Below are 19,897 nucleotides of genomic sequence, written 5' to 3' on the forward strand. Positions count from 1 at the left end.
GAATCCTTATCTGGCAAGAGATTTAATTGATTAGTTCGCTCTAGAGCAAAAACAATTGACAAAAATCGCTAAATGCCTTTCTATATAAGGGTTCCATCCCTTATAACCCCCGTCCATTGCATAACACAAACCGAAGAGCCCATTAAAACCAGAAAATATAATTAGACGTAACTCAGACAAGAAAGCCGTTTTAGTAGATTTTGGCGCGTCTAAAGTTGTTACACCTCTTAACCGTTCTGTTACTGGTACGGTAATCGGTTCGGCGGAATATGTCGCACCAGAACAAGCTAACGGTAAGGCGAACAATCCTAGTGATTTGTATAGTTTAGGAGTCACTTGTATTTATTTGTTGACTCAGGTTTCACCCTTTGATTTATTTGATACCAGTGACCATGAATGGATTTGGAGACAGTTTTTAGTTAATAATAATGTTCGGGATGATTTAGGGCGCATTCTTGATAAAATGATCGAGTTTGGGACAAGAAAGCGTTATCAGTCAGCGAGGGAGATTTTACAAGATTTGACGGGACAATCACCAGCAACTTCGATACAAACACCAGCAACTCCCCGTTATTCTCCAACACCAGCAACCCCCGTTATTCAAACACCACCACCGCCTAAAGTTGCTGCTAATATTGTGCTTAAAAGTGCTAGGGGGGTTAACTATTCTCGATTACAGCAACTCCTAGCAGCGGGAAAGTGGAAAGAAGCAGACCAAGAAACAGGTAAAGTTATGCTTCATGCCGCATTAGGGGAAGACGAACGATTAGCTTCATGGCTGAGAGAAGGATGGGTGAGTACAGGTCATATTGCCAATTTCCCCTGTGAAGATTTACGAACTATTGACCAATTATGGCTACACTACAGTAACGGTAAGTTTGGCTTCAGCGTCCAGAAAGAAATCTATGAGAGTCTCGGTGGCACGAGAGAATTTAATACGAAAGTGTGGGAAAAGTTCGGCGATTGCGTCGGCTGGAGAAAAAGAGGTCATTGGTTGTGGGAGAGCAACTTAACTTTTAATAAGTTCTTTGCCCCCAAAGCTCACCTACCTACGTTACATAAGATAAATAACACAGCCTATAAGCTGGACTTTGGGGACTTTCCCTGGCCTTTGAAATGGGAGATGGGAAGCCTGGGTGGAATGACTTCTCTTCTCTTCTCTCGCGCAAAGACTTGTAACCTGTAGGATATAACGATCTCAGGTCTTTTGTCAAGCTTAGTTTTGGAGATTTTGCTCAGGTAAACATCGCATTTTGCGGAACTCGATATCTAAAAATATTTCAGTTATCAGTTGTCAGAAAATTTACATATATAAAAACTTTAATATGCCAAAAATACAACTTATTTTTTACCAAGACGAAAGAGGTAATATACCAATTCTGGAATGGCTTGATAGTCTTCCTGATAAAGCTCAAAACAAATGCTTTGTCAAATTAGAAATACTAGCAGAACTAGGACATGAATTACGCAGACCAGAAGCAGACTTTTTGCGAGATAAAATTTATGAATTGAGAGTTAATTTTCAAGGGATAAATTATAGAGTTATTTATTTCTTTTATAAAAACCAATCTGTGGTCATTTCTCATGGTATAATTAAAGAAAAAGAAGTTCCACCACTAGAAATTGAGCAAGCAATTAAAAACAAGACTAAATTTGAAAAGAATCCCGAATTATACACTTATTTTCAGGAGTTAATATGAATACATCCCCAACAACAGCCGATGGCTTAAAAATTCTTTACCAACGTTATTACGCTAATAATCCAGAGCGTCAATTAGAATTAGAAAAGGCTCGTATTGATGACGAAGTAGCCAGAAAAATATTTAAGATTAAGGAAACATATCATCTTTCAACAAAAGCTTTGGCAGAATTAATTCATACTGATGAATCCATTATTGAAGCTTTAGAAAATGCTGACTATGAAGGAAACTCTTTTTTGTTGTTAAATCTCATCGCTACAGCCCTAAAAATGAAGGTTGAATTTGAATTAGTTTCTTAGGTTTTTTTAGGAATAGCATAACGCAGCCTACACTCTTTGATTGCGAGAGGGTGAGACCAGCGTTAATCTTTATCTATCTATCAACCAATATCCCCCCGAGGCCATCTTCCCGTGGAACAGGCTAGAAGCCTGTTTTACATTAGGTACAATTAATGATACGATCAGTGCGTTACGGCGGCTTGTTAATTTTGTTTTTTTGACCGAATTGGTAGCTGCCTAACGCACCCTACATTTTACTAAATATATCGGTGAAAGAAAGGAGCATAAATTGGATGCTTACCTACAAAGCCATGTATAAATTTCTGGAACAGGGAGTCCATGGAGAAGTCTTGGATTTCCCCGGCGTGATTTCCTGGGGAAATGATATAGCAGCAGTCCGCCAGTCCTTAGCCAGTGCGCTGGTGGACATGGCAGAAGTTAATATATCTAGGGGGGAATCCTTACCCTTGCCTAATGCGTTGTTAACAGACCCAGAAGCGGATTTAGAAGAACCAATTTATCTAATCTTTTCTGCGTCAACCCATGTCCAAATTGTACCGACTTTGATCGCCTCATGAAGCGTCGAGATTTGTTACGTTATCTCAGTCAACAGGGTTGTCAATTGGTACGAGAAGAAAAGAGCCTGTTGTGTTTCGGAAATGACTATCGTTCAGGAGAAGTCATTCTTTGATTATTCTAACGATTTCTGCATCTAGTCGGAGCCGTTTTTTTCAGGACAATCGCCACTCTCCACCCAGCCCAATATTCGGAGTAATAAGCTAAATCCCGTCATATAATTGGAGAGGAGAATGGCAACATTAGAGGCTGAGGCGAGGGGAAACAGATGAAGGGCGATCCGGCTGTATTGAAGAAAGTGTCTGTCAGTCTTCCTTTTGGTATTGGTTAAGCCGAATGGGAGGCAGATCCGACTGAGAGAAGGGCTGCATGGTCACTTTATGTGGAATTGGTGACTCGCATTGCTGTAGAGCCACTGGAGGGTGAAGAAGGGCTGCTGCGTGAGGCTTTGAACTCGCTGTATAGTTTATTGGGGACAACCCGCGAGATTCTCAAGGAAGCTGGTCCCGATGTGGGGGCTTCTCGCAATTCAGTGGGCGGTATTGCGATCGCTGTCCTGAATCGGGGGTTGCGCCGTTTTCTAGCCAAGTGGCATCCTCGCTTACAGGTTTGGGAAGCGAAGCGCCCTGCTGATGTCAGTCCCAAGGAATACGAGCAGCAATGGACAGAAGAACCTGAATTGCGAAGGGAGTTAGAGGCTCTCAGGCGGGATTTAAGTCGGTATGCACTGGCTCTAGCAGAGATTGCTGGGGTTGAAAATTAGATTAGGAGTTTCTGGGAATGTCTCAGCAGTTTGATGTTTTCCTGGCTCATAATAGTGTGGATAAACCGCAAGTAAGGGTGATCGCTAAAAAACTGAGGGAACGAGGGTTAAAACCTTGGCTAGATGAGGAACAAATCCCACCAGGGATGTCATTTCAGGATGAAATTCAAAAAGCTATTCCCCTGATTAAATCGGCAGCTATTATTATTGGTACTAAGGGATTAGGAACGTGGCAGGTCATGGAACTGCGATCGCTTATTACTAAATTTGTTAATCAAAAAATTCCTGTTATTCCTGTTTTGTTACCAGGGGTTAATAATATTCCTAGTGATTTACTATTCCTACAAGAACTTAATTGGGTTAAGTTTGAGCAGATTGATGATGCTACGGCTTTTTATCGGCTACAGTGGGGCATTACCCAAGTTAAGCCAGAGTTACACCCCAAAACCGTACAATTGACCGCCGAGGAGTGGCTTAACAGTGCCTATAACAAAGGTGAATCAGGAGACTACCAAGGTGCGATCGCAGACTACAATCAAGCCATTAAAATCAAACCTGACTATGCTCTTGCCTACAACAATCGCGGGAATGCCAAGTATAACTTAGGAGACAAGCAAGGTGCGATCGCTGACTACAATCAAGCCATTAATATCAAACCCGACTATGCTGATGCCTACTACAATCGTGGGATTGCCAAGAAAAACTTAGGAGACTACCAAGGTGCGATCGCAGACTACAATCAAGCCATTAATATCAAACCTGACTATGCTGATGCCTACAACTATCGTGGGATTGCCAAGAAAAACTTAGGAGACTACCAAGGTGCGATCGCAGACTACAATCAAGCCATTAAAATCAAACCTGACTATGCTGATGCCTACAACAATCGCGGGTTAGCCAAATATGAGTTAGGAGATTACCAAGGTGAGATCGCTGACTACAATCAAGCCATTAATATCAAACCCGACTATGCTGATGCCTACTACAATCGCGGGTTAGCCAAGGATGACTTAGAAGACAAGCAAGGTGCGATCGCTGACTACAATCAAGCGGCACAACTTTACTCGCAGCAAGACAATATGGAAATGTATCTCAAGGCTCTCGATAACATCAAAAATCTTGAAAAGTAATTTTGAGGAAGGTTGTTCTCATAAAAAATGGTTGTTACTAAAATTAAAAAATCAAAATAAAGGACTGATGAATTAATCTATAATGCAAGAGACAGGAGCTATTAGCGGCAGGCTATTTGAACCATCTAAAGCGGGAGGTAAAATTCTTAAATTATCCTATCAAGAAGTAAAAATTACTGACAGAGGAGTTAATTTAGTTGAATTTCATGTCCGCAGATTTAATCCAGTAGGTCAAGCAGAACTGAAAATGGTAGAAAGGTTAAGAAAAGTAGCCCAAGGCAGACTTAAACCTGAAATGGTCGATTTAAGATTTTATACCCATGAATTGCGGGAGTACATTAGATATAAAAAACTAGGCTATCCCACTGGACAGCCACCCGATCCAGATCTGGCTTACAAGTTGTGGAATAATGCTCACACAGCAACCCTTGAAGATTATGGTTTAAAAGAAGGATTTGGCGTTTTATTTCACCCAAGTATAGAGGATTAATCATGAAAGATACCGTACAGTTAACCCAACTTGAATTGGTGCTTCTCCAATTAGTTGAAAAAGGAAAAGGAAAATGGAGTTGGTACGAATTAGCTAACGCACTTTCCCGCCGAGATGTTCCTAGAGAACCTGATATGATGACAGTCTTAAAAAATCTTTGCCAGCGAGGCTTAGTCAAACGTTATGTGGAAAAAGAATCGCCGCGTGATCGTTGGGAATTGACTTCAAAAGGGGAGGCTTTGTTAAAAAATAGCTAATGACAAACCGCAAGAAGATGGGGCTAAAGTTTGGGAAGAATGGTTTGAAGGTCTAAAATTGATAAATTATGAAAAAACTCGAAAAAATCATCACAGAATTTCGCCAAGCACTAGAAAAAATCTATGGCGATAAATTAATAAACTTAGTTCTGTACGGTTCTCAAGCAAGAGGGGATGCAACAGAAGACTCTGATATTGATATCATGGTAATTTTAAAAAGTCCAGTTTCTCCTGGAGATGAAATTTTCCGTATGGGAGAAGTGAAAAATCAAATTAACCTTAAATACGATCAACTCATCTCAGTTTTGCCCATATCTGAAGAAGACTTTTTATGTAAAGATACTCCTTTATTAGAAAATATTCGCCGAGAAGGTATAGCTTTATGAACCGCATTCAAACATTACTAAGTCTAGCTAAAGAAGAATTATCTGCTGCTGAAATTTTGTGGGAAAATACTCTATATCGTGCTTGTATTTCTCGCGCTTATTACGCCTTATATTATACAGTACAAGCTCTCTTGGCTGCTAAAAACGTCAATACTAGAACTCACAGAGGCTTGATTCAACAATTTGGACAACAATTTATTAAAACTGGAGAATTATCTCAAAACTTATCAAGAACCTTGAGTGAGACTTTGGATTTAAGACAGTTAAGTGATTATGATGAAACCATACCCATCACTCAACAACAAGCAGGCAAAACTTTAGAAAATGCAAAATTGTTTATTAGTGAAGCTACCAAGTGGCTAGAGAATAATCAAATTAAGTAAATAAAAACAATAAATTATGAAAGAAGCGAAGCCAAGGGATATTCCGGTTGATAAAACTAACCTTAAATATAACATGAGGTCAATATGATTACAGAAAATTTAGATTTGGTCAAACAACTAATGATACAATTGGTGCGTTACGGCGGCTTGTTAATTTTGTTTTTTTGACCGAATTGGTAGCCGCCTAACGCACCCTACATTTTACTACATTTTACTAAATATATCGGTGAAAGAAAGGAGTATAAATTGGATGCTTACCTACAAAGCAATGTATAAATTTCTGGAACAGGGAGTCCATGGAGAAGTCTTGGATTTCCCTGGCGTGATTTCCTGGGGAAATGATCTAGCAGCAGTACGCCGTTCCTTAGCCAGTGCGCTGGTGGACATGGCAGAAGTTAATTTATCTAGGGGGGAATCTTTACCCTTGCCTAATGGGTTGTTAACAGACCCAGAAGCGGATTTAGAAGAACCAATTTATCTGATCTTTTCCGCATCAACCCATGTCCAAATTGTACCGACTTTGATCGCCTCATGAAGCGTCGAGATTTGTTGCGTTATCTCAGTCAACAGGGTTGTCAATTGGTACGAGAAGGAAGTGAACATTCCATCTGAGAAAATCCCCTCAATGGTCGGTGCGCAGCCATCCCTCCACATTGAGAAATTGTCGAGGATGGCTGTGAGAATTTTTCGTCAGTTGGAGATACCAGAACCTTGATCAGAAGCAAGGATTCTACCTGAATAATATTTAAGGCTCTGCCTTAAATACTGTGTTGCAAGGCAGAGCCTTGAAACAAGAGATAATATAATTGGTGCGTTACGGCGGCTTGTTAGTTTGGGTTTTTTGACCAAATTAGTAACCGCAAACACGCACCCTACACTCTGAATACTGCTACCGAATACCTTCCGAAGCCATCAAAACTATCCAGGGTGCAGGAGTTGAACCTGCCTAGCACGAATTATGAGTTCGTTGCCTCAACCGCTCGGCCAACCCTGGGTTATACTATTAACTCATTATAGATCGGTAATCACTCCGAACGTGAAAATCCAGCCCCACCAAGATGAAAAAATTTGCAATCAGCACCTCCTTGCAGTTAGGACTCCTTTTGATGGTAGCCATGTTAGCCGCCGGCTTCGGTAGCGGTTGGGTAGCCTATCAATTGGGAATCGCCTCCCTGAAGGGAGTCAGTCAACCAGATATCAACCCCGCTAAAAAGTTTACCAACGATCGCACCAGTTATGGTCGCAATCAAACTTTTATCCCCGTGAAGGAAGAAGAGGTGCTGAAAAGAGTGAGAGTTTATATGCAACAACAGAAAAACAAACCGCAATCAAAGAACGAAACCAAAGGATAGGCTTTTAAAAAGGCGAGTTTTGCCTTTTCGCTATGGATAATCAGGATTTATTGACTCGTTTAATTTTAGTCTTTTTACTAATCGCGCTCAATGCTTTTTTCGTAGCGGCCGAATTTTCGCTTGTGTCTGTCCGTCGTACCCGCGTCAGTCAGCTAGTGGCTGCGGGAGATGTGCCAGCGCAGACGGTCCAATCTCTACAAAGAAGTCTCGATCGCTTACTTTCCACTACCCAATTAGGCATCACCCTTTCTAGTTTAGCTTTAGGTTGGATCGGGGAGAGTACCATGACCGTTTTTGTGAGGAAATTACTAAGTTTTTTACCCTTTTCTTTAAACTGGCAAAATCTTCTCTCCCATGGCTTCTCTCTTTGTCTAGCTTTTTTAATCGTGGCCTATCTCCAGATAGTTTTTGGGGAACTTTATCCCAAATCCCTCGCTTTAATTTATGCCGAACCGATGGCGCGATTATTAGCAGCACCTATTGGCGTTATTTCCCAGATTTTTAAGCCTTTTATCGGTATTCTGAACCAATCAACTCGTTTTTTATTGGTTTTAACCCGTATCCCCGAAGTGGATCTACAGCGTTCTAATCGGGTAACTTGCGAGGAATTACAATTAATTATCAGCATGGAAGGGGAATTAACGGGATTAGAAGCAGCGGAAAGGAAAATTTTAAATAATGTCTTCCAGTTTGGCGAAATCACTGCTGCGGAAATCATGGTTCCCCATAACCGTTTAATAGCTATTCCCTCGACCGCAACTTTTCAGGAATTATTGCTCAACGTGGTTAACAGTGGCTATTCTTGCTATCCTGTGGCAGGAGATTCTGGTGATGATATCCGTGGTCTGATCGATTTTAAAGATTTAGCTTTACCCCTTGCCGAAGGTCAGTTAAATTTAACAACCCCGATTAAACCTTGGTTAAAACCTGTGCGTTTTTTCCCCGAAACTACCCCTTTAAATGAATTACTGACAGTGATGCAGGAATCATTCTTAAAGATGGTTATCATTGTCGATGAATTTGGCAGAACAGCCGGTTTATTAACCCTCAAAGATTTAATCGGCGAGATTCTAGGAACTTTTCCCCCTAGTGATCAATCAGGAACATTGGAATACCAACTCCTCGATGAATCAACTTTTCTCGTACAAGCACAAATGAATTTAGAGGACGTGAACAAAGCATTAAATTTAAGCTTACCCTTGGCCGATGAATACCAAACCCTAGCCGGTTTTGTCCTCCATCATTGGCAAAAAATACCGAAGGTGGGAGAACAATTATATTACCAAAATTTAGAATTTACCATCATTTCTAAAGTCGGCCCTCGCTTGGAACAAATTAAGATTTATCGGCAACAACTATCCTCATGATATAAACAAGAAACAACTTTTCCCATTTATCCTTCTTGATTGTTAACCGAGTCAATAGCTGCCCACTCCTGTCACCATGAAACACCTTTTGACACTCCTCCCCCTCAGCTTGGGATTAATTGCCCTCACCCCCGCAAATTTGCCCCTAGAACGTTTTGAAATCTCAGAATTAGGAACATCTACGGGATACGATGAACGACTGCTAACGGACAAAAAAACCCTACTACAAGCGATCGATCATAGTTTACGTTATCTGAATAGCTCGGCGGCGATCCGCGCCTATCAAAATTATCCTATTCCTGAAATAACTCGTCAGCGAGTGCAGCGTTCCTTAGTACGTTTTCGTCAATTAGTGCAGAATTCTCCCACTCCCGCAGCTCTACAAAAGGCAGTAAAAAAAGAATTTATTTGGTATCGTTCTTTGGGTAATGATAGGCAGGGAAATGTTAAATTTACTGGTTATTTTGAGCCAATTTATCAAGCAAGTCGCCAAAAAACCGCCGAGTATAAATATCCTCTTTATCGCCGACCTGCTAACTTTTCTCGCTGGTCTAAACCCCATCCAGCTAGGGTAGAATTAGAGGGAAAAGATGGTTTACTGGGGGAAAATAGCCGTCTCTCGAGATACGAATTAGTCTGGTTAAAAGATCGCTTAGAAGCTTATTTAGTTCATGTGCAAGGTTCGGCGAAATTACGTTTACCTAATGGTCAAATTATGAGCATCGGTTTTGATGGCAATACCGAGTATCCCTACACCAGTCTGGGAAAAGAAATGATTGCCGATGGTATTTTTCCTGCTGAGGGTTTAACCTTACCAATGGTTTTAGATTTTCTCAGAAATAATCCTGAGCAATTAAAGAATTATATTCCCCGCAATAATCGGTTTATTTTCTTTCGAGAAACCCACGGCGCAGCTGCCACTGGTAGTATTGGAGTTCCGGTTTTACCGGAAAGATCGATCGCTACAGATAAAAGTATTTTTCCCCCCGGTGCTTTAGCAGTAATTGAGACAGAAATTCCCCAGGGAAATCTTAATAAAAAATTAGTTAGTCGCTATGTTCTCGATCAAGATACTGGCAGCGCGATTAAAGGTACTGGGAGGGTAGATATTTTTATGGGAACAGGAAAAAATGCGGGTGAGCGAGCCGGTTTAATTAATACTCCCGGTCAATTATATTATTTATTATTGAGGGAATAGGAAATAGTATAGGTAGAATTAAGATACAATTCCCAGAATCGGTTATCGGTTATCGGTTATCATATTTAAGGGAGAATTTTAAAAATAGAATGATGGAAAAAAACACAAATATAGATTGGTCGGATTGTGGTCCAATTACTTTAGTAGTCGTGCAGCCGACTTCTTTTTGTAATCTCAATTGTGATTATTGTTATTTACCCGATCGCCACTTAAAAAATACCTTATCCTTAGATTTAATCGAGCCGATTTTTCAGAGGGTTTTTAGTAGTCGTTTTCTCCAAGATGATTTTACCATTTGCTGGCACGCTGGCGAACCGTTAGCAGTTCCCATCAGTTTTTATGAAAGTGCTTTCGCCAAAATTGCGGAAGTTAGCGAGAAATATAATCAGCAGGGTTACTGTTTTCGTCATTCGGTACAAACTAACGCCACTTATATTAACGATGCTTGGTGTCAATTATTTAAAAAGCATGATGTTTATGTGGGAGTCAGTCTTGATGGACCGGCCTTTATTCACGACATCCACCGGCAAAACCGCAAGGGAACTGGCAGTCATGCTGCTACAATGCGGGGGATTTCTTTCTTGCAAAAACATGAAATTGATGTCAGTATCATCGCTGTTTTAACAGAAGATTCTCTCGACTATCCCGACGAAATTTTTAACTTTTTTTGGGATCATGGCCTTACCGATGTGGCTTTTAATATGGAAGAAACCGAGGGGATTCATTCACAATCTTCCTTGGATAAATTAGGCATTGAACAACGTTATCGCCAGTTTATTGCCAGATTTTGGGAGTTAGTCACGGCCAAACAAGGAGAATTTAAGCTGCGGGAATTTGAATCGATCTGTAGTTTGATTTATGCCGATGAACGCTTAGAAAATACCGATATGAATCGACCTTTTATGATTGTCAATTTTGATAATCAAGGTAATTTTTCCACCTTTGATCCAGAATTACTATCGATTAAAACCCAACCCTACGGCGATTTTATCTTTGGTAATGTTTTGAGCGATTCCCTAGAATCTATCTGTGAAACCGAGAAATTTCAACAAATTTACGCTGATATGCGCGGTGGAGTCGATTTATGTCGGCAAAAATGCGATTATTTTGGGGTTTGCGGGGGTGGTGCCGGTAGTAACAAATATTGGGAAAATGGCACTTTCAACTCCACAGATACTAAAGCCTGTTTATACCGGATTAAGTGTATCACCGATATAGTTCTTGATCGCCTAGAAAATTTATTAGAAGTTTAAATATTTTTTTAGCTATCAGTAAACAGTAATCATTTCACTGATTACTGTTTACTAATAACTTATGAAACAAACCTGATCTAAATACCATTTTTCCAAAGTAATGGCAGAGATGGTCATGTCTGCTACGAATAAAGAAAAATGGTATTATTCTTCTTCTAAACTTAATCCTAACGCCTGTAAGCGTTCCGCTAGTCGATCCGCACGTTTCTTTTCTTTATCGGCACGTTTCTTTTCTTTATCGGCACGTTTCTTTTCTTTATCGGCACGTTTCTTTTCTTGACGCATTTGAGACTCTAACTCAACAGTTGTTAAAAATTTCTCTCCATCAGGACGATACAATTCTAAACTAGATTTATTCCAGATAAAACGCACACCTAAACGGGGACTTATCCAGTCATTGATGGGGATAATTTCTCTTAAAGTTTTTCCCTGTCTTTGCCATCCTTGTAAACGACAGCGCATCGGGTTATATAAATAGTATTCTTCTACACTATATGTGTCATAAAACTCTAATTTTCGACTCATCTCTGCTTTTGTATTCTTCGGTGATAGAATTTCAAAAACCACTTGAGGAGCGATATTTTCTTCCTGCCATTGACGATAGGAACCCCTCCGTCCTTTGGGACGACCAAAAGCTACCATGACATCGGGAGCAACCGGTGAAACCAAAGTAGAACGCAGGGGATACCAGAGTAAATCTCCAGCAATAAACACCCTAGGGTCATCAGCAAAGATAATTTCTAAATTCTCCTTAATTTTAACAATCCACTCATATTGTTCGGTATTATCTGCCATCGGTTGACCATCACTATCGGGGAAAAGAAGATCGTCGTCAATATCAAGATAACTAACCATTGTCTTTTAATTTTAATAGATGGTTGTTTTTTGATTGTAGCAAGATAATTAAGTAGGTAGTTAAAAATTATCAGACACCCCCCTTATCAAGGGTAGGGTTGATTCATGAATCAACCCTACCTTGAATCAACCCTACCTTGAATCAACCCTACCTTGAATCAACCCTACCTTGAATCAACCCTACCTTGAATCAACCCTACCTTGAATCAACCCTAGGGAGAGGGGGGGAGTGGGGAGAAGGGGAGGGGGGAGGAGAGAGAAAAAAGCTGAAAAAGGTCTTAAGCGGTGGTTATATCTATTAGAGTCTATATTTATCAAAAAGTTAATTGACTAGAATCTATAAAGGCGTTAGGATTGATGGTGACAAATAGTTGTTATTGAGAAGAGGATAAGAACTTGATACAGGCAACCCTGCACCAGTTAAGGGTTTTTGAGGCTACCGCTCGACACAGTAGCTTTACCAAGGCGGCCGAGGAGTTATTTATCACTCAACCTACCGTCTCAACCCAAGTCAAACAACTCACAAAAGCCGTGGGTTTACCGCTATTCGAGCAAATTGGCAAACGTTTATTTTTAACCGAAGCGGGTCAGGAATTACTGTTCACCTGTCAAGAGATTTTTAATAAATTGGACAACTTTCAGATGAAAGTGGCCGATATTAAGGGAACTAGACAGGGAAAGCTGACTTTAGGCGTAATTACTACCGCTAAATACTTTGTACCGCGATTACTGGGGGCATTCTGTCAACAGTATCCGGGTATTGACATCGCCCTGCAAGTGACTAATCATCAGAAACTGCAAGAGCGAATGTTAAACAACGAGGATGACCTCTATATTCTCAGCCAACCGCCGGAAGAAGTGGAACTGTGTTCTCAGTCTTTCCTGGAGAATCCCCTAGTGGTGGTGGCGCGACGAGATCATCCTTTGGTGGGCCAGAAAAATCTGCCCCTTGAGTGCCTCAACCAGCAACCTTTTATTATGCGCGAATCGGGATCTGGAACCCGCCAAGCGGTACAAAAATTATTTAATCTCCACGATATTAAAGTTAAGGTGCGCTTGGAATTAGGCAGTAACGAGGCCATCAAACAGGCTATTTCTGGCGGTTTGGGACTATCGGTACTATCTAAGCATACTCTCATCTCGGAAGGGGAAAACGGCGAATTAGCCATCCTCGACCTGGAACATTTTCCGATTCAGCGCAATTGGTACGTTTGTTATCTGGCCGGAAAACAACTTTCCGTGATTGCCGATGCTTTTTTAAAATACCTGCTGGAAGCTAGTCAAACCATCCCCATTCATGCCCCGTTAAAAAATGGTGACAGCTTATTAGTGAGCCATTAAACCTTAAACTTTAATTCAGGATCATTTTTCTTCTTGAGGTGGTTATATGTTCGAGTCCTTCAGCCAGACTATCTGGTTGGTACCTCTTTATGCCCTTGCGGGCGCACTTCTCGCCCTACCCTGGTCTCCCGGTATTATCCGGCAAACCGGCCCGCGACCGGCCGGTTATCTGAACTTGATCATGACCTGCTGGGCTTTTTTGCATAGTCTTTTTGCTTTGCTCGCCGTTTGGGGTCGTCCGCCGCAATCTATAGCATTTAATTGGCTAAATGCCGCAGATTTAAGCATATCTTTAGATGTGCAGATTTCGGCCGTTAATATCGGGGCTTTACTGCTAATTACCGGCTTAAACCTCGCCGCCCAGGTATATGCGATCGCCTATCTAGAAATGGATTGGGGTTGGGCAAGGTTTTATTCTCTCGTCGCCCTCTTTGAAGGGGGTATGTGCGCCCTCGTTATCTGTAATTCGCTATTTTTCAGCTATTGTGTGCTAGAAGTTCTCACCCTCGGCACTTATCTGCTGATTGGTTTCTGGTTCAATCAATCTCTGGTAGTGACGGGGGCGCGGGATGCTTTTCTGACTAAACGGATTGGCGATTTAATCCTGTTGATGGGAGTGGTGGCCCTTTTACCCCTGGCGGGAACCTGGAACTTTGACCAATTGGCAGAATGGGCGGCTACAGCCAATTTAAACCCCAATGTGGCTAATTTACTCTGTTTAGCCCTGATTGCCGGTCCGATGGGCAAATGCGCTCAATTTCCCCTGCATTTATGGCTAGATGAGGCCATGGAAGGACCGATGCCAGCGACAATTCTGCGGAATACCGTCGTTGTTTCCACCGGCGCTTGGTTATTGGTGAAATTAGAGCCGGTGCTGCAATTATCGCCCTTAACCTTGCAAGTAATGATCATTGTTGGCTCTGTTACTGCTATCGGTGCGGGTTTAATTGCGATCGCACAGATCGATGTCAAGCGATCCCTCTCCTATTCCGTCAGTGCCTACATGGGGCTGATTTTTATCGCTGTTGCCACCGGACAAACGGAAACCGCTTTAGTGTTACTCTTTACTTATGCGATCGCTATGTCCCTGTTAGTCATGGTGGTGGGTAACATCATTTGGAATAATATCAGCCAAGATTTAAGCCAATACGGCGGTTTATGGTCCCGTCGTCCCGTTTCTGGTATTTGTTATCTCGTCGGTGCCGCTAGTTTGGTCGCACTGCCTCCCTTTGGTGGTTTTTGGGCATTAGCGCGCATGGGCGATCGCCTCTCGGAAATCAGTGGTTTACTGTTATTAGTGCTATTGTTGGTCAATGCTTTAACTGCCTTTAGTGTCACTAGAGAATTTTGCGTTTTCTTTGGCGGTAAAATCAAACCGATGACCCTGCGCTCTCCGGAAGCTCTTTGGCCCTTAGTTATCCCCATGACTGTGACCATGGGTTTCGCCCTTCATCTGCCGATTTTATTGGCGCAATGGCATTTATTACCAAGTAACTTAAATCTGGGAGTGGCTTTTCTCTTGGTACTTTCCAGTGCTGCTGGCGTAATTCCGGCAGCCTATATTTACCTGAATGAAAATATCTCCAAACCGATCGTTTTTCAACCGAAAGCCCTTCAAGATTTCTTTGCCAACGACCTTTATACAGCCCAATTGTATAAAGTCACCATCGTTTTTGTCGTCGGATTAATCTCGCAAATTATTAACTGGATCGATACCTTTCTGGTGGATGGCATCGTTAACCTGGTGGGATTAGCCACGGTTTTTGGTGGTCAGAGTTTGAAATATAACGTTTCTGGCCAGACCCAATTTTACTTTCTGTCGATTATTTTGGGGGTCGCTTTGATCGGTATTATCATCTGTTGGCCGTTGTTATCACAAATTTCTCTAGTTTTCAGTTAAAGATTTGATAACTTAGGCTTTTCTTTAGCATCCCCGGCCCTGACAATAGGATTTGTCCTGATTATATGGAAACAATTACCTATGTTCAACACCTCTCGTCGCCAATTAATCCGTTATGGGGGTGGTTTTTTGGGAACTGGTCTGGCCGCTACTATTTTAGGCTCGCAACTGTCCCAAACTAACGCCCAAACCGCCGTTAATTCCCAGCCATGGCTAACTGCTCAAAATCAAGGATTGAACCCAGACCAGGCCTTAACTATGCTCATGGAAGGCAATCAACGTTTCTGGGAACGAAGACAAAAAAGTCCTAACCGCGATCAAACTCGGCTCACAGAAGTGGCCGAAAGTCAAGCCCCTTTTGCGGCAATTTTGGGCTGTGCCGATTCTCGCGTGCCGGCAGAAATCGTTTTTGATCGCGGATTAGGAGATCTATTTGTTTGTCGGGTAGCGGGAAATTTAGCCACTTCCGAAGAAATTGGTAGCCTCGAATTCGGCACGTTGGTATTAGGAGCCAAGGTAATTGTTGTCCTTGGTCATTCTCGTTGTGGAGCGGTAAAAGCCACCATTGAAGGCGGTCGTTTCCCCGGTCAAATCGGTCGTTTAATCGATGGCCTACAGGTGGGAGTTGATCGGGCTGAAAAACAACCCGGTTCCAACAAACTTGAGCGAGCCATTAAATCCAATGTTGTCTATCAAGTAGAGAAATTAGGCAAGTCCCCAGTCATGGGTGATTTAGTAGATAAAAAACAATTAAAAATTGTTGGAGCCTACTACGATCTCGATACCGGCAAAGTGAGTTTAATTTAGTCAATTCTAGATTAGTCATCGTGTCGGTTGGCTAATCCTTTTCTCATCCCAGTCATTATAAATTTGATCGATACCAATATGCTCAGTACCCTGCTTTGGTTGCCAATAATTGGAGCAATTATCGTCGGTCTTTTCCCCGATAAATTTGCCCCAGCAAAATTACGTCAAATTACCCTCTTTTTTGTTGCCGCCGTCCTCTTTTGGTCTTTATATCTGCTGACCCAATATAACTTAACCAGTAATGGCTTTCAATTTTCTGAATACCGCGAATGGGCAAAACCAATCGGTTTAAGTTATAACCTCGGAGTCGATGGTTTGTCCTTACTGTTAATTATTTTAAACTGTTTCTTGACAGGAATAGCTATCTATAGTACCGAAGAAAAAGTAGAGCGTCCCCGACTTTATTACATCCTAATCCTCCTGATTAACGCCGGGGTTTCTGGGGCATTAATGGCCAAAAACCTGCTGCTGTTCATCGTTTTCTATGAACTAGAATTAATCCCCTTTTATCTGATGATTGCTATCTGGGGAGGCGAAAAACGTGGCTATGCTTCGATTAAATTTCTTCTCTACACTGCTGTCTCCGGGTTATTAGTCCTAGCGGCATTTTTAGGCATAGGTTTCCTCAATGGCGGCACTTTTGACTATTCCTCCCTCTCGACCGCCGATTTCTCCCAAAAAACCCAATTACTGCTCTTAACTCTGCTGTTAGTGGGATTTGGCATCAAAATTCCCCTCGTACCTCTCCATACTTGGCTACCGGATGCCTATACGGAAGCTTCCCCCGCTACAGCAATTTTATTAGGTGGTATCCTCGCTAAACTCGGTACTTATGGCTTAGTTCGCTTTGGTCTGCAATTATTCCCGGAAACTTGGTCTTTAATCGCCCCCGGACTGGCAATTATCGGCGTTATTAGCGTTATTTATGGGGCCTTGAGTGCTATTGCCCAAAAAGACATTAAACGCATGGTGGCCTACAGTTCGATCGGTCACATGGGCTATATACTGGTAGCAGCCGCCGCCGGCACGGGTTTAAGCGTCCTTGGTGCCGTCGCGCAAATGATTAGCCACGGTCTCATTCTCGCCCTCTTATTCTATCTGGTGGGCATTGTCGAACGCAAAGCCGGAACTAGAGATTTAGACGTTTTAAACGGTTTAATGAACCCAATTCGCGGTTTACCCCTGGTTAGCGCCCTGTTAATTCTCGCCGGTATGGCCAGCGCTGGTATCCCCGGATTAGTGGGATTTGTGGCGGAATTTATCGTTTTTCAGGGTAGTTTTTCCCGTTTTCCCGTGCAGACGGTTCTCTGTATCATCGCTTCTGGTTTAACGGCGGTTTACTTTGTTATCCTGCTTAATCGCACCTGTTTTGGTAAGTTGGATAATAAACTTGCCTACTATCCCAAAGTCCTGAAATCGGAAACTATTCCCGCTTTTGTCTTAATGGTATTAATCGTCTTTTTAGGCATTCAACCCAATTATTTAGTCCGTTGGATTGAACCCACCACTAACTCGATGGTTGCCAGCTTATCGGGAGAAGCAAAACCTAGTTTTGTCTTCAAAAAATCTCCGCAAAATTCCTCAAAAACCAACTGGTTGAATCGGGGTAAATTTTTGAGTAATAGTTAGTTATCCCTTGCTGTTTCCGAATTATTGTAACCGCTGCTAATTACTTTACCTAAAACTATGACTGGGACATTAATCAAAGCCAAAATTCCCCCTTCTACTCACGAATTTGCCGACATTATCCACCGTTTAGAAGCGGGTGGATCCATGTTGCCGGATACTCCCGAAAACCTGATGCAAATTATCGGCATTTATAAAGCTTATGCCGTACCGATGGATTTTTATTGGCGAGATCTGCTCTATATTGCCGAACGAGTTTTCCTCGATCCTTTGCCCTTTTTTAAATATTTTCTGCCCCAAGAATACCTAGACCTACAAAATCATTACGCTGGCGATAATGCCGATTTACGCATCTGGCGCGGCACGGGTTCTGCTCACCCTGAATTGTTAGAATTCATGGATAAAGGTAAAACCAGAAAAATGCCCAGGTTAATCCATCATCTTTGGCATGATCGCATTAATATGGAATTCGCCGAAGCTTGTATGCAAGCTATGTTGTGGCATGGCCGCGATATGGGTTGGGGTTTATTTGATGCCTATCTTGATTCAGAAGAATATCGCCAAAATGCCGACCGCGCTATTAAGGCCTATTTCAAGAAAAATCCCGTCATGATGAAACTTTATGACCTGTTCCCCGATATGTTCTTGGAACAGGTGCGGATGATGTCCTACTACTCTAATTTAGGACTATTCTGGGAAGTGATGGCCCCGGTGTTTTTCGAGATGTCTGATATCTACGATGAAGGGGGGTTTAAAGGTGTTCCCGATGCTATGAATTTCCTCGTTAATGGCATTTTTGCCATCGCTGGCCGGCCAATTTATCATCACGTTTATATTGATGGTCAATGCTACGAAATTATCCCCAAATCAAAGGCTTTTACTTGGCTTTATGAAGCGGCTTTACCCTATGTGGAAGCGGTCTTTTATCGTACTGCTCCCTTCCGGGGTACAAAGTCCTATAATGCCCAAGCAAAACAGGTTCCTGACGAACAAAAAGACTTTCACTATGGCATTCTTTATGCGGATGTTTTCCCCGTGGGTACTGCGGGAATTCCTCCCACTTTGTTAATGGATGATATGTATCATTTTTTACCCCAATATCTGATTGATTACTATCAGCAAAACTGCCGGGGGGAAGATGATATTTTGATTCAATTGGGGATTAGTTTCCAGCGCTCGATGTATAATGTTACTTCAGCAGTTATTCAAGCTCTACGCACGGCTTTACTCTATCCCCTCGACGATCCTAATCCCAAACATTTACTCAAAAATCGTCAATTCTTTGAGGCACAAATGGACAGATTTAAACGCCCCGAAGCGCGTCTTAGAGATATCCAAAGTCCTAATTATCGTTAAGGTTTTTGGGTTATTTTTCTGGTGGGTTTATCGCCCACCTTTTTTGATTATGAGATAACCGACACCCAATGTCATACTAATACTAAATCCCTTGAGTAACCCACAGAAAACGGGTTTTTCCGAGAAACTGGTTTTCTACTCGAGGGAATAAATAATCAGTATTTAATAGCCAGATTTAGTATTAAGTACCTAAGCAAAATTAATTACACATTTCGATAAAGCTTTTGCCTCTTGCCTTCGTTAAAACCACCCACTTAATAGGATAGTTACAGAACGTAAAAATTGGCTAATTCAGGAGTTATTATTATGCTAGACCAAATGATGAAGATGTTAGAAGGGCAACAAATAGGCCCCTATCGTCTTAATAAGTTTCTCGGTGCGGGTGGTTTTGGGGGTGTATTTCATGCTAGTGAAATGGTCAGAAATACATCGGTCAAAGAAGTTGCCATTAAAGTTATCCCCGAAAGTAGCGATGATAAATTAATTGAATTAACAAATTCCAGAAAGTTAGAACATCCTAATTTAATTAAGAGTTATGCGGTGGGGGAATTTACTTTTCTCAATACAGAGATGCTTTATTTAGTCATGGAATTGGCACAGGGTAGCCTAGAAAATCACATTGCCAAAGGCGGTTTGTCAGCGGATGAGATTAAAAATATTACTGCTCAAGTCGCCCAAGGTTTAAATTATCTTCATGGACAAAATAAAGTCCATCGAGATTTAAAACCGGGTAATATTCTCAAGGTTAATCAACAATACAAGTTAGCAGATTTTGGCTTAATTAGAACTTTAAATAACAAAAGCCACACTCAAACCGTCCACAATAGCGGTACAATTATTTATATGCCTCCCGAAGCCTTTAGGGGGGATATTTCATCA

At 41.7% G+C, this 19,897-nt stretch carries 22 protein-coding genes and 1 tRNA gene; 21 read left to right on the forward strand and 2 right to left on the reverse strand.

Translation table 11 applies throughout. The annotated features are described in order from the left end of the window. Positions 1-160 precede the first annotated feature (160 nt). From IM456_RS18420 to IM456_RS18470, 11 genes are all read left to right on the forward strand, one after another. A complete protein-coding gene (locus IM456_RS18420) occupies positions 161-1,186 on the forward strand; it encodes a GUN4 domain-containing protein (RefSeq protein WP_287692176.1) in 1,026 nt (341 codons plus the stop codon). A 139-nt stretch (positions 1,187-1,325) separates the two neighbouring features. Next, on the forward strand, positions 1,326-1,700 hold the full coding sequence (locus tag IM456_RS18425) for a type II toxin-antitoxin system RelE/ParE family toxin (protein ID WP_149987370.1): 375 nt from the start codon (positions 1,326-1,328) through the stop codon (positions 1,698-1,700). Further along, positions 1,697-1,999: a hypothetical protein gene (locus IM456_RS18430; RefSeq protein ID WP_149987369.1), complete on the forward strand. Its 303-nt coding sequence runs from the start codon at positions 1,697-1,699 to the stop codon at positions 1,997-1,999. The genes IM456_RS18425 and IM456_RS18430 overlap by 4 nt, the downstream gene beginning before the upstream one ends. Positions 2,000-2,271: 272 nt before the next feature. Then, positions 2,272-2,556 (forward strand): type II toxin-antitoxin system HicB family antitoxin, encoded by a 285-nt coding sequence (locus tag IM456_RS18435; protein WP_287692167.1) that lies wholly within the window; start codon positions 2,272-2,274, stop codon positions 2,554-2,556. A gap of 389 nt (positions 2,557-2,945) precedes the next feature. Next, on the forward strand, positions 2,946-3,317 hold the full coding sequence (locus IM456_RS18440; RefSeq protein ID WP_253881317.1) for a hypothetical protein: 372 nt from the start codon (positions 2,946-2,948) through the stop codon (positions 3,315-3,317). A 17-nt stretch (positions 3,318-3,334) separates the two neighbouring features. Further along, the gene (locus tag IM456_RS18445) at positions 3,335-4,447 is read left to right on the forward strand and encodes a toll/interleukin-1 receptor domain-containing protein (RefSeq protein WP_287692169.1); all 1,113 of its coding nucleotides are present in this window, start codon (positions 3,335-3,337) and stop codon (positions 4,445-4,447) included. A gap of 82 nt (positions 4,448-4,529) precedes the next feature. After that, positions 4,530-4,937, forward strand: a complete 408-nt coding sequence (locus tag IM456_RS18450; protein WP_149987366.1) for a hypothetical protein — start codon at positions 4,530-4,532, stop codon at positions 4,935-4,937. 2 nt (positions 4,938-4,939) lie between these two features. Beyond that, positions 4,940-5,194, forward strand: coding sequence for a hypothetical protein (locus tag IM456_RS18455; protein WP_002732184.1), 255 nt, complete (start codon positions 4,940-4,942; stop codon positions 5,192-5,194). 68 nt (positions 5,195-5,262) lie between these two features. Continuing rightward, the gene (locus tag IM456_RS18460) at positions 5,263-5,580 is read left to right on the forward strand and encodes a nucleotidyltransferase domain-containing protein (RefSeq protein ID WP_002755559.1); all 318 of its coding nucleotides are present in this window, start codon (positions 5,263-5,265) and stop codon (positions 5,578-5,580) included. Further along, on the forward strand, positions 5,577-5,963 hold the full coding sequence (locus IM456_RS18465) for a HEPN domain-containing protein (protein WP_149987365.1): 387 nt from the start codon (positions 5,577-5,579) through the stop codon (positions 5,961-5,963). The genes IM456_RS18460 and IM456_RS18465 overlap by 4 nt, the downstream gene beginning before the upstream one ends. A gap of 250 nt (positions 5,964-6,213) precedes the next feature. After that, entirely contained in the window at positions 6,214-6,498 is a 285-nt protein-coding gene (locus tag IM456_RS18470) for a type II toxin-antitoxin system HicB family antitoxin (protein WP_149987364.1), read from the forward strand. Between the two features lie 386 nt (positions 6,499-6,884). On the opposite strand, the gene IM456_RS18475 is transcribed toward IM456_RS18470, so the two are convergent. Continuing rightward, positions 6,885-6,957: transfer RNA gene (locus tag IM456_RS18475), tRNA-Ile, on the reverse strand. A gap of 64 nt (positions 6,958-7,021) precedes the next feature. Here IM456_RS18475 and IM456_RS18480 point away from each other — a divergent pair. The 4 genes from IM456_RS18480 to grrM all read left to right on the forward strand — a co-directional run bounded on the left by IM456_RS18480 (position 7,022) and on the right by grrM (position 11,133). Next, complete coding sequence (locus IM456_RS18480) at positions 7,022-7,315, forward strand: hypothetical protein (protein ID WP_149973105.1); 294 nt, start codon at positions 7,022-7,024, stop codon at positions 7,313-7,315. 32 nt (positions 7,316-7,347) lie between these two features. Further along, positions 7,348-8,682, forward strand: coding sequence for a hemolysin family protein (locus IM456_RS18485; protein WP_149987363.1), 1,335 nt, complete (start codon positions 7,348-7,350; stop codon positions 8,680-8,682). 76 nt (positions 8,683-8,758) lie between these two features. Then, on the forward strand, positions 8,759-9,880 hold the full coding sequence (mltA, locus tag IM456_RS18490) for a murein transglycosylase A (protein WP_287692171.1): 1,122 nt from the start codon (positions 8,759-8,761) through the stop codon (positions 9,878-9,880). Between the two features lie 92 nt (positions 9,881-9,972). Further along, positions 9,973-11,133: a cyclophane-forming radical SAM/SPASM peptide maturase GrrM/OscB gene (gene grrM / locus IM456_RS18495; RefSeq protein ID WP_149987374.1), complete on the forward strand. Its 1,161-nt coding sequence runs from the start codon at positions 9,973-9,975 to the stop codon at positions 11,131-11,133. Between the two features lie 144 nt (positions 11,134-11,277). Here the strand turns inward: grrM and IM456_RS18500 are convergent, their stop codons facing one another. Beyond that, positions 11,278-11,988 (reverse strand): Uma2 family endonuclease, encoded by a 711-nt coding sequence (locus IM456_RS18500; protein WP_149987361.1) that lies wholly within the window; start codon positions 11,986-11,988, stop codon positions 11,278-11,280. Positions 11,989-12,384: 396 nt separating this feature from the next. Between IM456_RS18500 and IM456_RS18505 the strand changes: the two genes are divergently transcribed. From IM456_RS18505 to IM456_RS18530, 6 genes are all read left to right on the forward strand, one after another. Then, positions 12,385-13,329 (forward strand): LysR family transcriptional regulator, encoded by a 945-nt coding sequence (locus tag IM456_RS18505; protein ID WP_149987360.1) that lies wholly within the window; start codon positions 12,385-12,387, stop codon positions 13,327-13,329. Between the two features lie 46 nt (positions 13,330-13,375). After that, positions 13,376-15,229 (forward strand): NAD(P)H-quinone oxidoreductase subunit F, encoded by a 1,854-nt coding sequence (locus IM456_RS18510; protein ID WP_149987359.1) that lies wholly within the window; start codon positions 13,376-13,378, stop codon positions 15,227-15,229. An 81-nt stretch (positions 15,230-15,310) separates the two neighbouring features. Beyond that, positions 15,311-16,036, forward strand: coding sequence for a carbonic anhydrase (locus IM456_RS18515; RefSeq protein ID WP_149987358.1), 726 nt, complete (start codon positions 15,311-15,313; stop codon positions 16,034-16,036). Between the two features lie 78 nt (positions 16,037-16,114). Beyond that, positions 16,115-17,665, forward strand: a complete 1,551-nt coding sequence (locus IM456_RS18520) for an NADH-quinone oxidoreductase subunit M (protein WP_149987357.1) — start codon at positions 16,115-16,117, stop codon at positions 17,663-17,665. Between the two features lie 57 nt (positions 17,666-17,722). Further along, on the forward strand, positions 17,723-19,018 hold the full coding sequence (locus IM456_RS18525; RefSeq protein WP_061433310.1) for a CO2 hydration protein: 1,296 nt from the start codon (positions 17,723-17,725) through the stop codon (positions 19,016-19,018). Between the two features lie 306 nt (positions 19,019-19,324). After that, positions 19,325-19,897, forward strand: a 573-nt coding sequence (locus IM456_RS18530) for a protein kinase domain-containing protein (RefSeq protein WP_287692174.1), incomplete at its 3' end; no start/stop codon positions are given.

The organism is Microcystis sp. M079S1 (genome assembly GCF_020246425.1).
Taxonomy (GTDB): Bacteria; Cyanobacteriota; Cyanobacteriia; order Cyanobacteriales; family Microcystaceae; genus Microcystis; species Microcystis aeruginosa.

What these genes read in the sequence shown, in the direction of transcription:
- IM456_RS18425 (WP_149987370.1), top strand. Translation starts at nt 1,326, where the DNA reads ATGCCAAAAATACAACTTATTTTTTACCAAGACGAAAGAGGTAATATA.
- IM456_RS18430 (WP_149987369.1), top strand. Translation starts at nt 1,697, where the DNA reads ATGAATACATCCCCAACAACAGCCGATGGCTTAAAAATTCTTTACCAA.
- IM456_RS18435 (WP_287692167.1), top strand. Translation starts at nt 2,272, where the DNA reads ATGCTTACCTACAAAGCCATGTATAAATTTCTGGAACAGGGAGTCCAT.
- IM456_RS18445 (WP_287692169.1), top strand. Translation starts at nt 3,335, where the DNA reads ATGTCTCAGCAGTTTGATGTTTTCCTGGCTCATAATAGTGTGGATAAA.
- IM456_RS18450 (WP_149987366.1), top strand. Translation starts at nt 4,530, where the DNA reads ATGCAAGAGACAGGAGCTATTAGCGGCAGGCTATTTGAACCATCTAAA.
- IM456_RS18455 (WP_002732184.1), top strand. Translation starts at nt 4,940, where the DNA reads ATGAAAGATACCGTACAGTTAACCCAACTTGAATTGGTGCTTCTCCAA.
- IM456_RS18460 (WP_002755559.1), top strand. Translation starts at nt 5,263, where the DNA reads ATGAAAAAACTCGAAAAAATCATCACAGAATTTCGCCAAGCACTAGAA.
- IM456_RS18465 (WP_149987365.1), top strand. Translation starts at nt 5,577, where the DNA reads ATGAACCGCATTCAAACATTACTAAGTCTAGCTAAAGAAGAATTATCT.
- IM456_RS18470 (WP_149987364.1), top strand. Translation starts at nt 6,214, where the DNA reads ATGCTTACCTACAAAGCAATGTATAAATTTCTGGAACAGGGAGTCCAT.
- IM456_RS18480 (WP_149973105.1), top strand. Translation starts at nt 7,022, where the DNA reads ATGAAAAAATTTGCAATCAGCACCTCCTTGCAGTTAGGACTCCTTTTG.
- IM456_RS18485 (WP_149987363.1), top strand. Translation starts at nt 7,348, where the DNA reads ATGGATAATCAGGATTTATTGACTCGTTTAATTTTAGTCTTTTTACTA.
- mltA (WP_287692171.1), top strand. Translation starts at nt 8,759, where the DNA reads ATGAAACACCTTTTGACACTCCTCCCCCTCAGCTTGGGATTAATTGCC.
- grrM (WP_149987374.1), top strand. Translation starts at nt 9,973, where the DNA reads ATGGAAAAAAACACAAATATAGATTGGTCGGATTGTGGTCCAATTACT.
- IM456_RS18500 (WP_149987361.1), bottom strand. Translation starts at nt 11,988, where the DNA reads ATGGTTAGTTATCTTGATATTGACGACGATCTTCTTTTCCCCGATAGT.
- IM456_RS18510 (WP_149987359.1), top strand. Translation starts at nt 13,376, where the DNA reads ATGTTCGAGTCCTTCAGCCAGACTATCTGGTTGGTACCTCTTTATGCC.
- IM456_RS18515 (WP_149987358.1), top strand. Translation starts at nt 15,311, where the DNA reads ATGTTCAACACCTCTCGTCGCCAATTAATCCGTTATGGGGGTGGTTTT.
- IM456_RS18520 (WP_149987357.1), top strand. Translation starts at nt 16,115, where the DNA reads ATGCTCAGTACCCTGCTTTGGTTGCCAATAATTGGAGCAATTATCGTC.
- IM456_RS18525 (WP_061433310.1), top strand. Translation starts at nt 17,723, where the DNA reads ATGACTGGGACATTAATCAAAGCCAAAATTCCCCCTTCTACTCACGAA.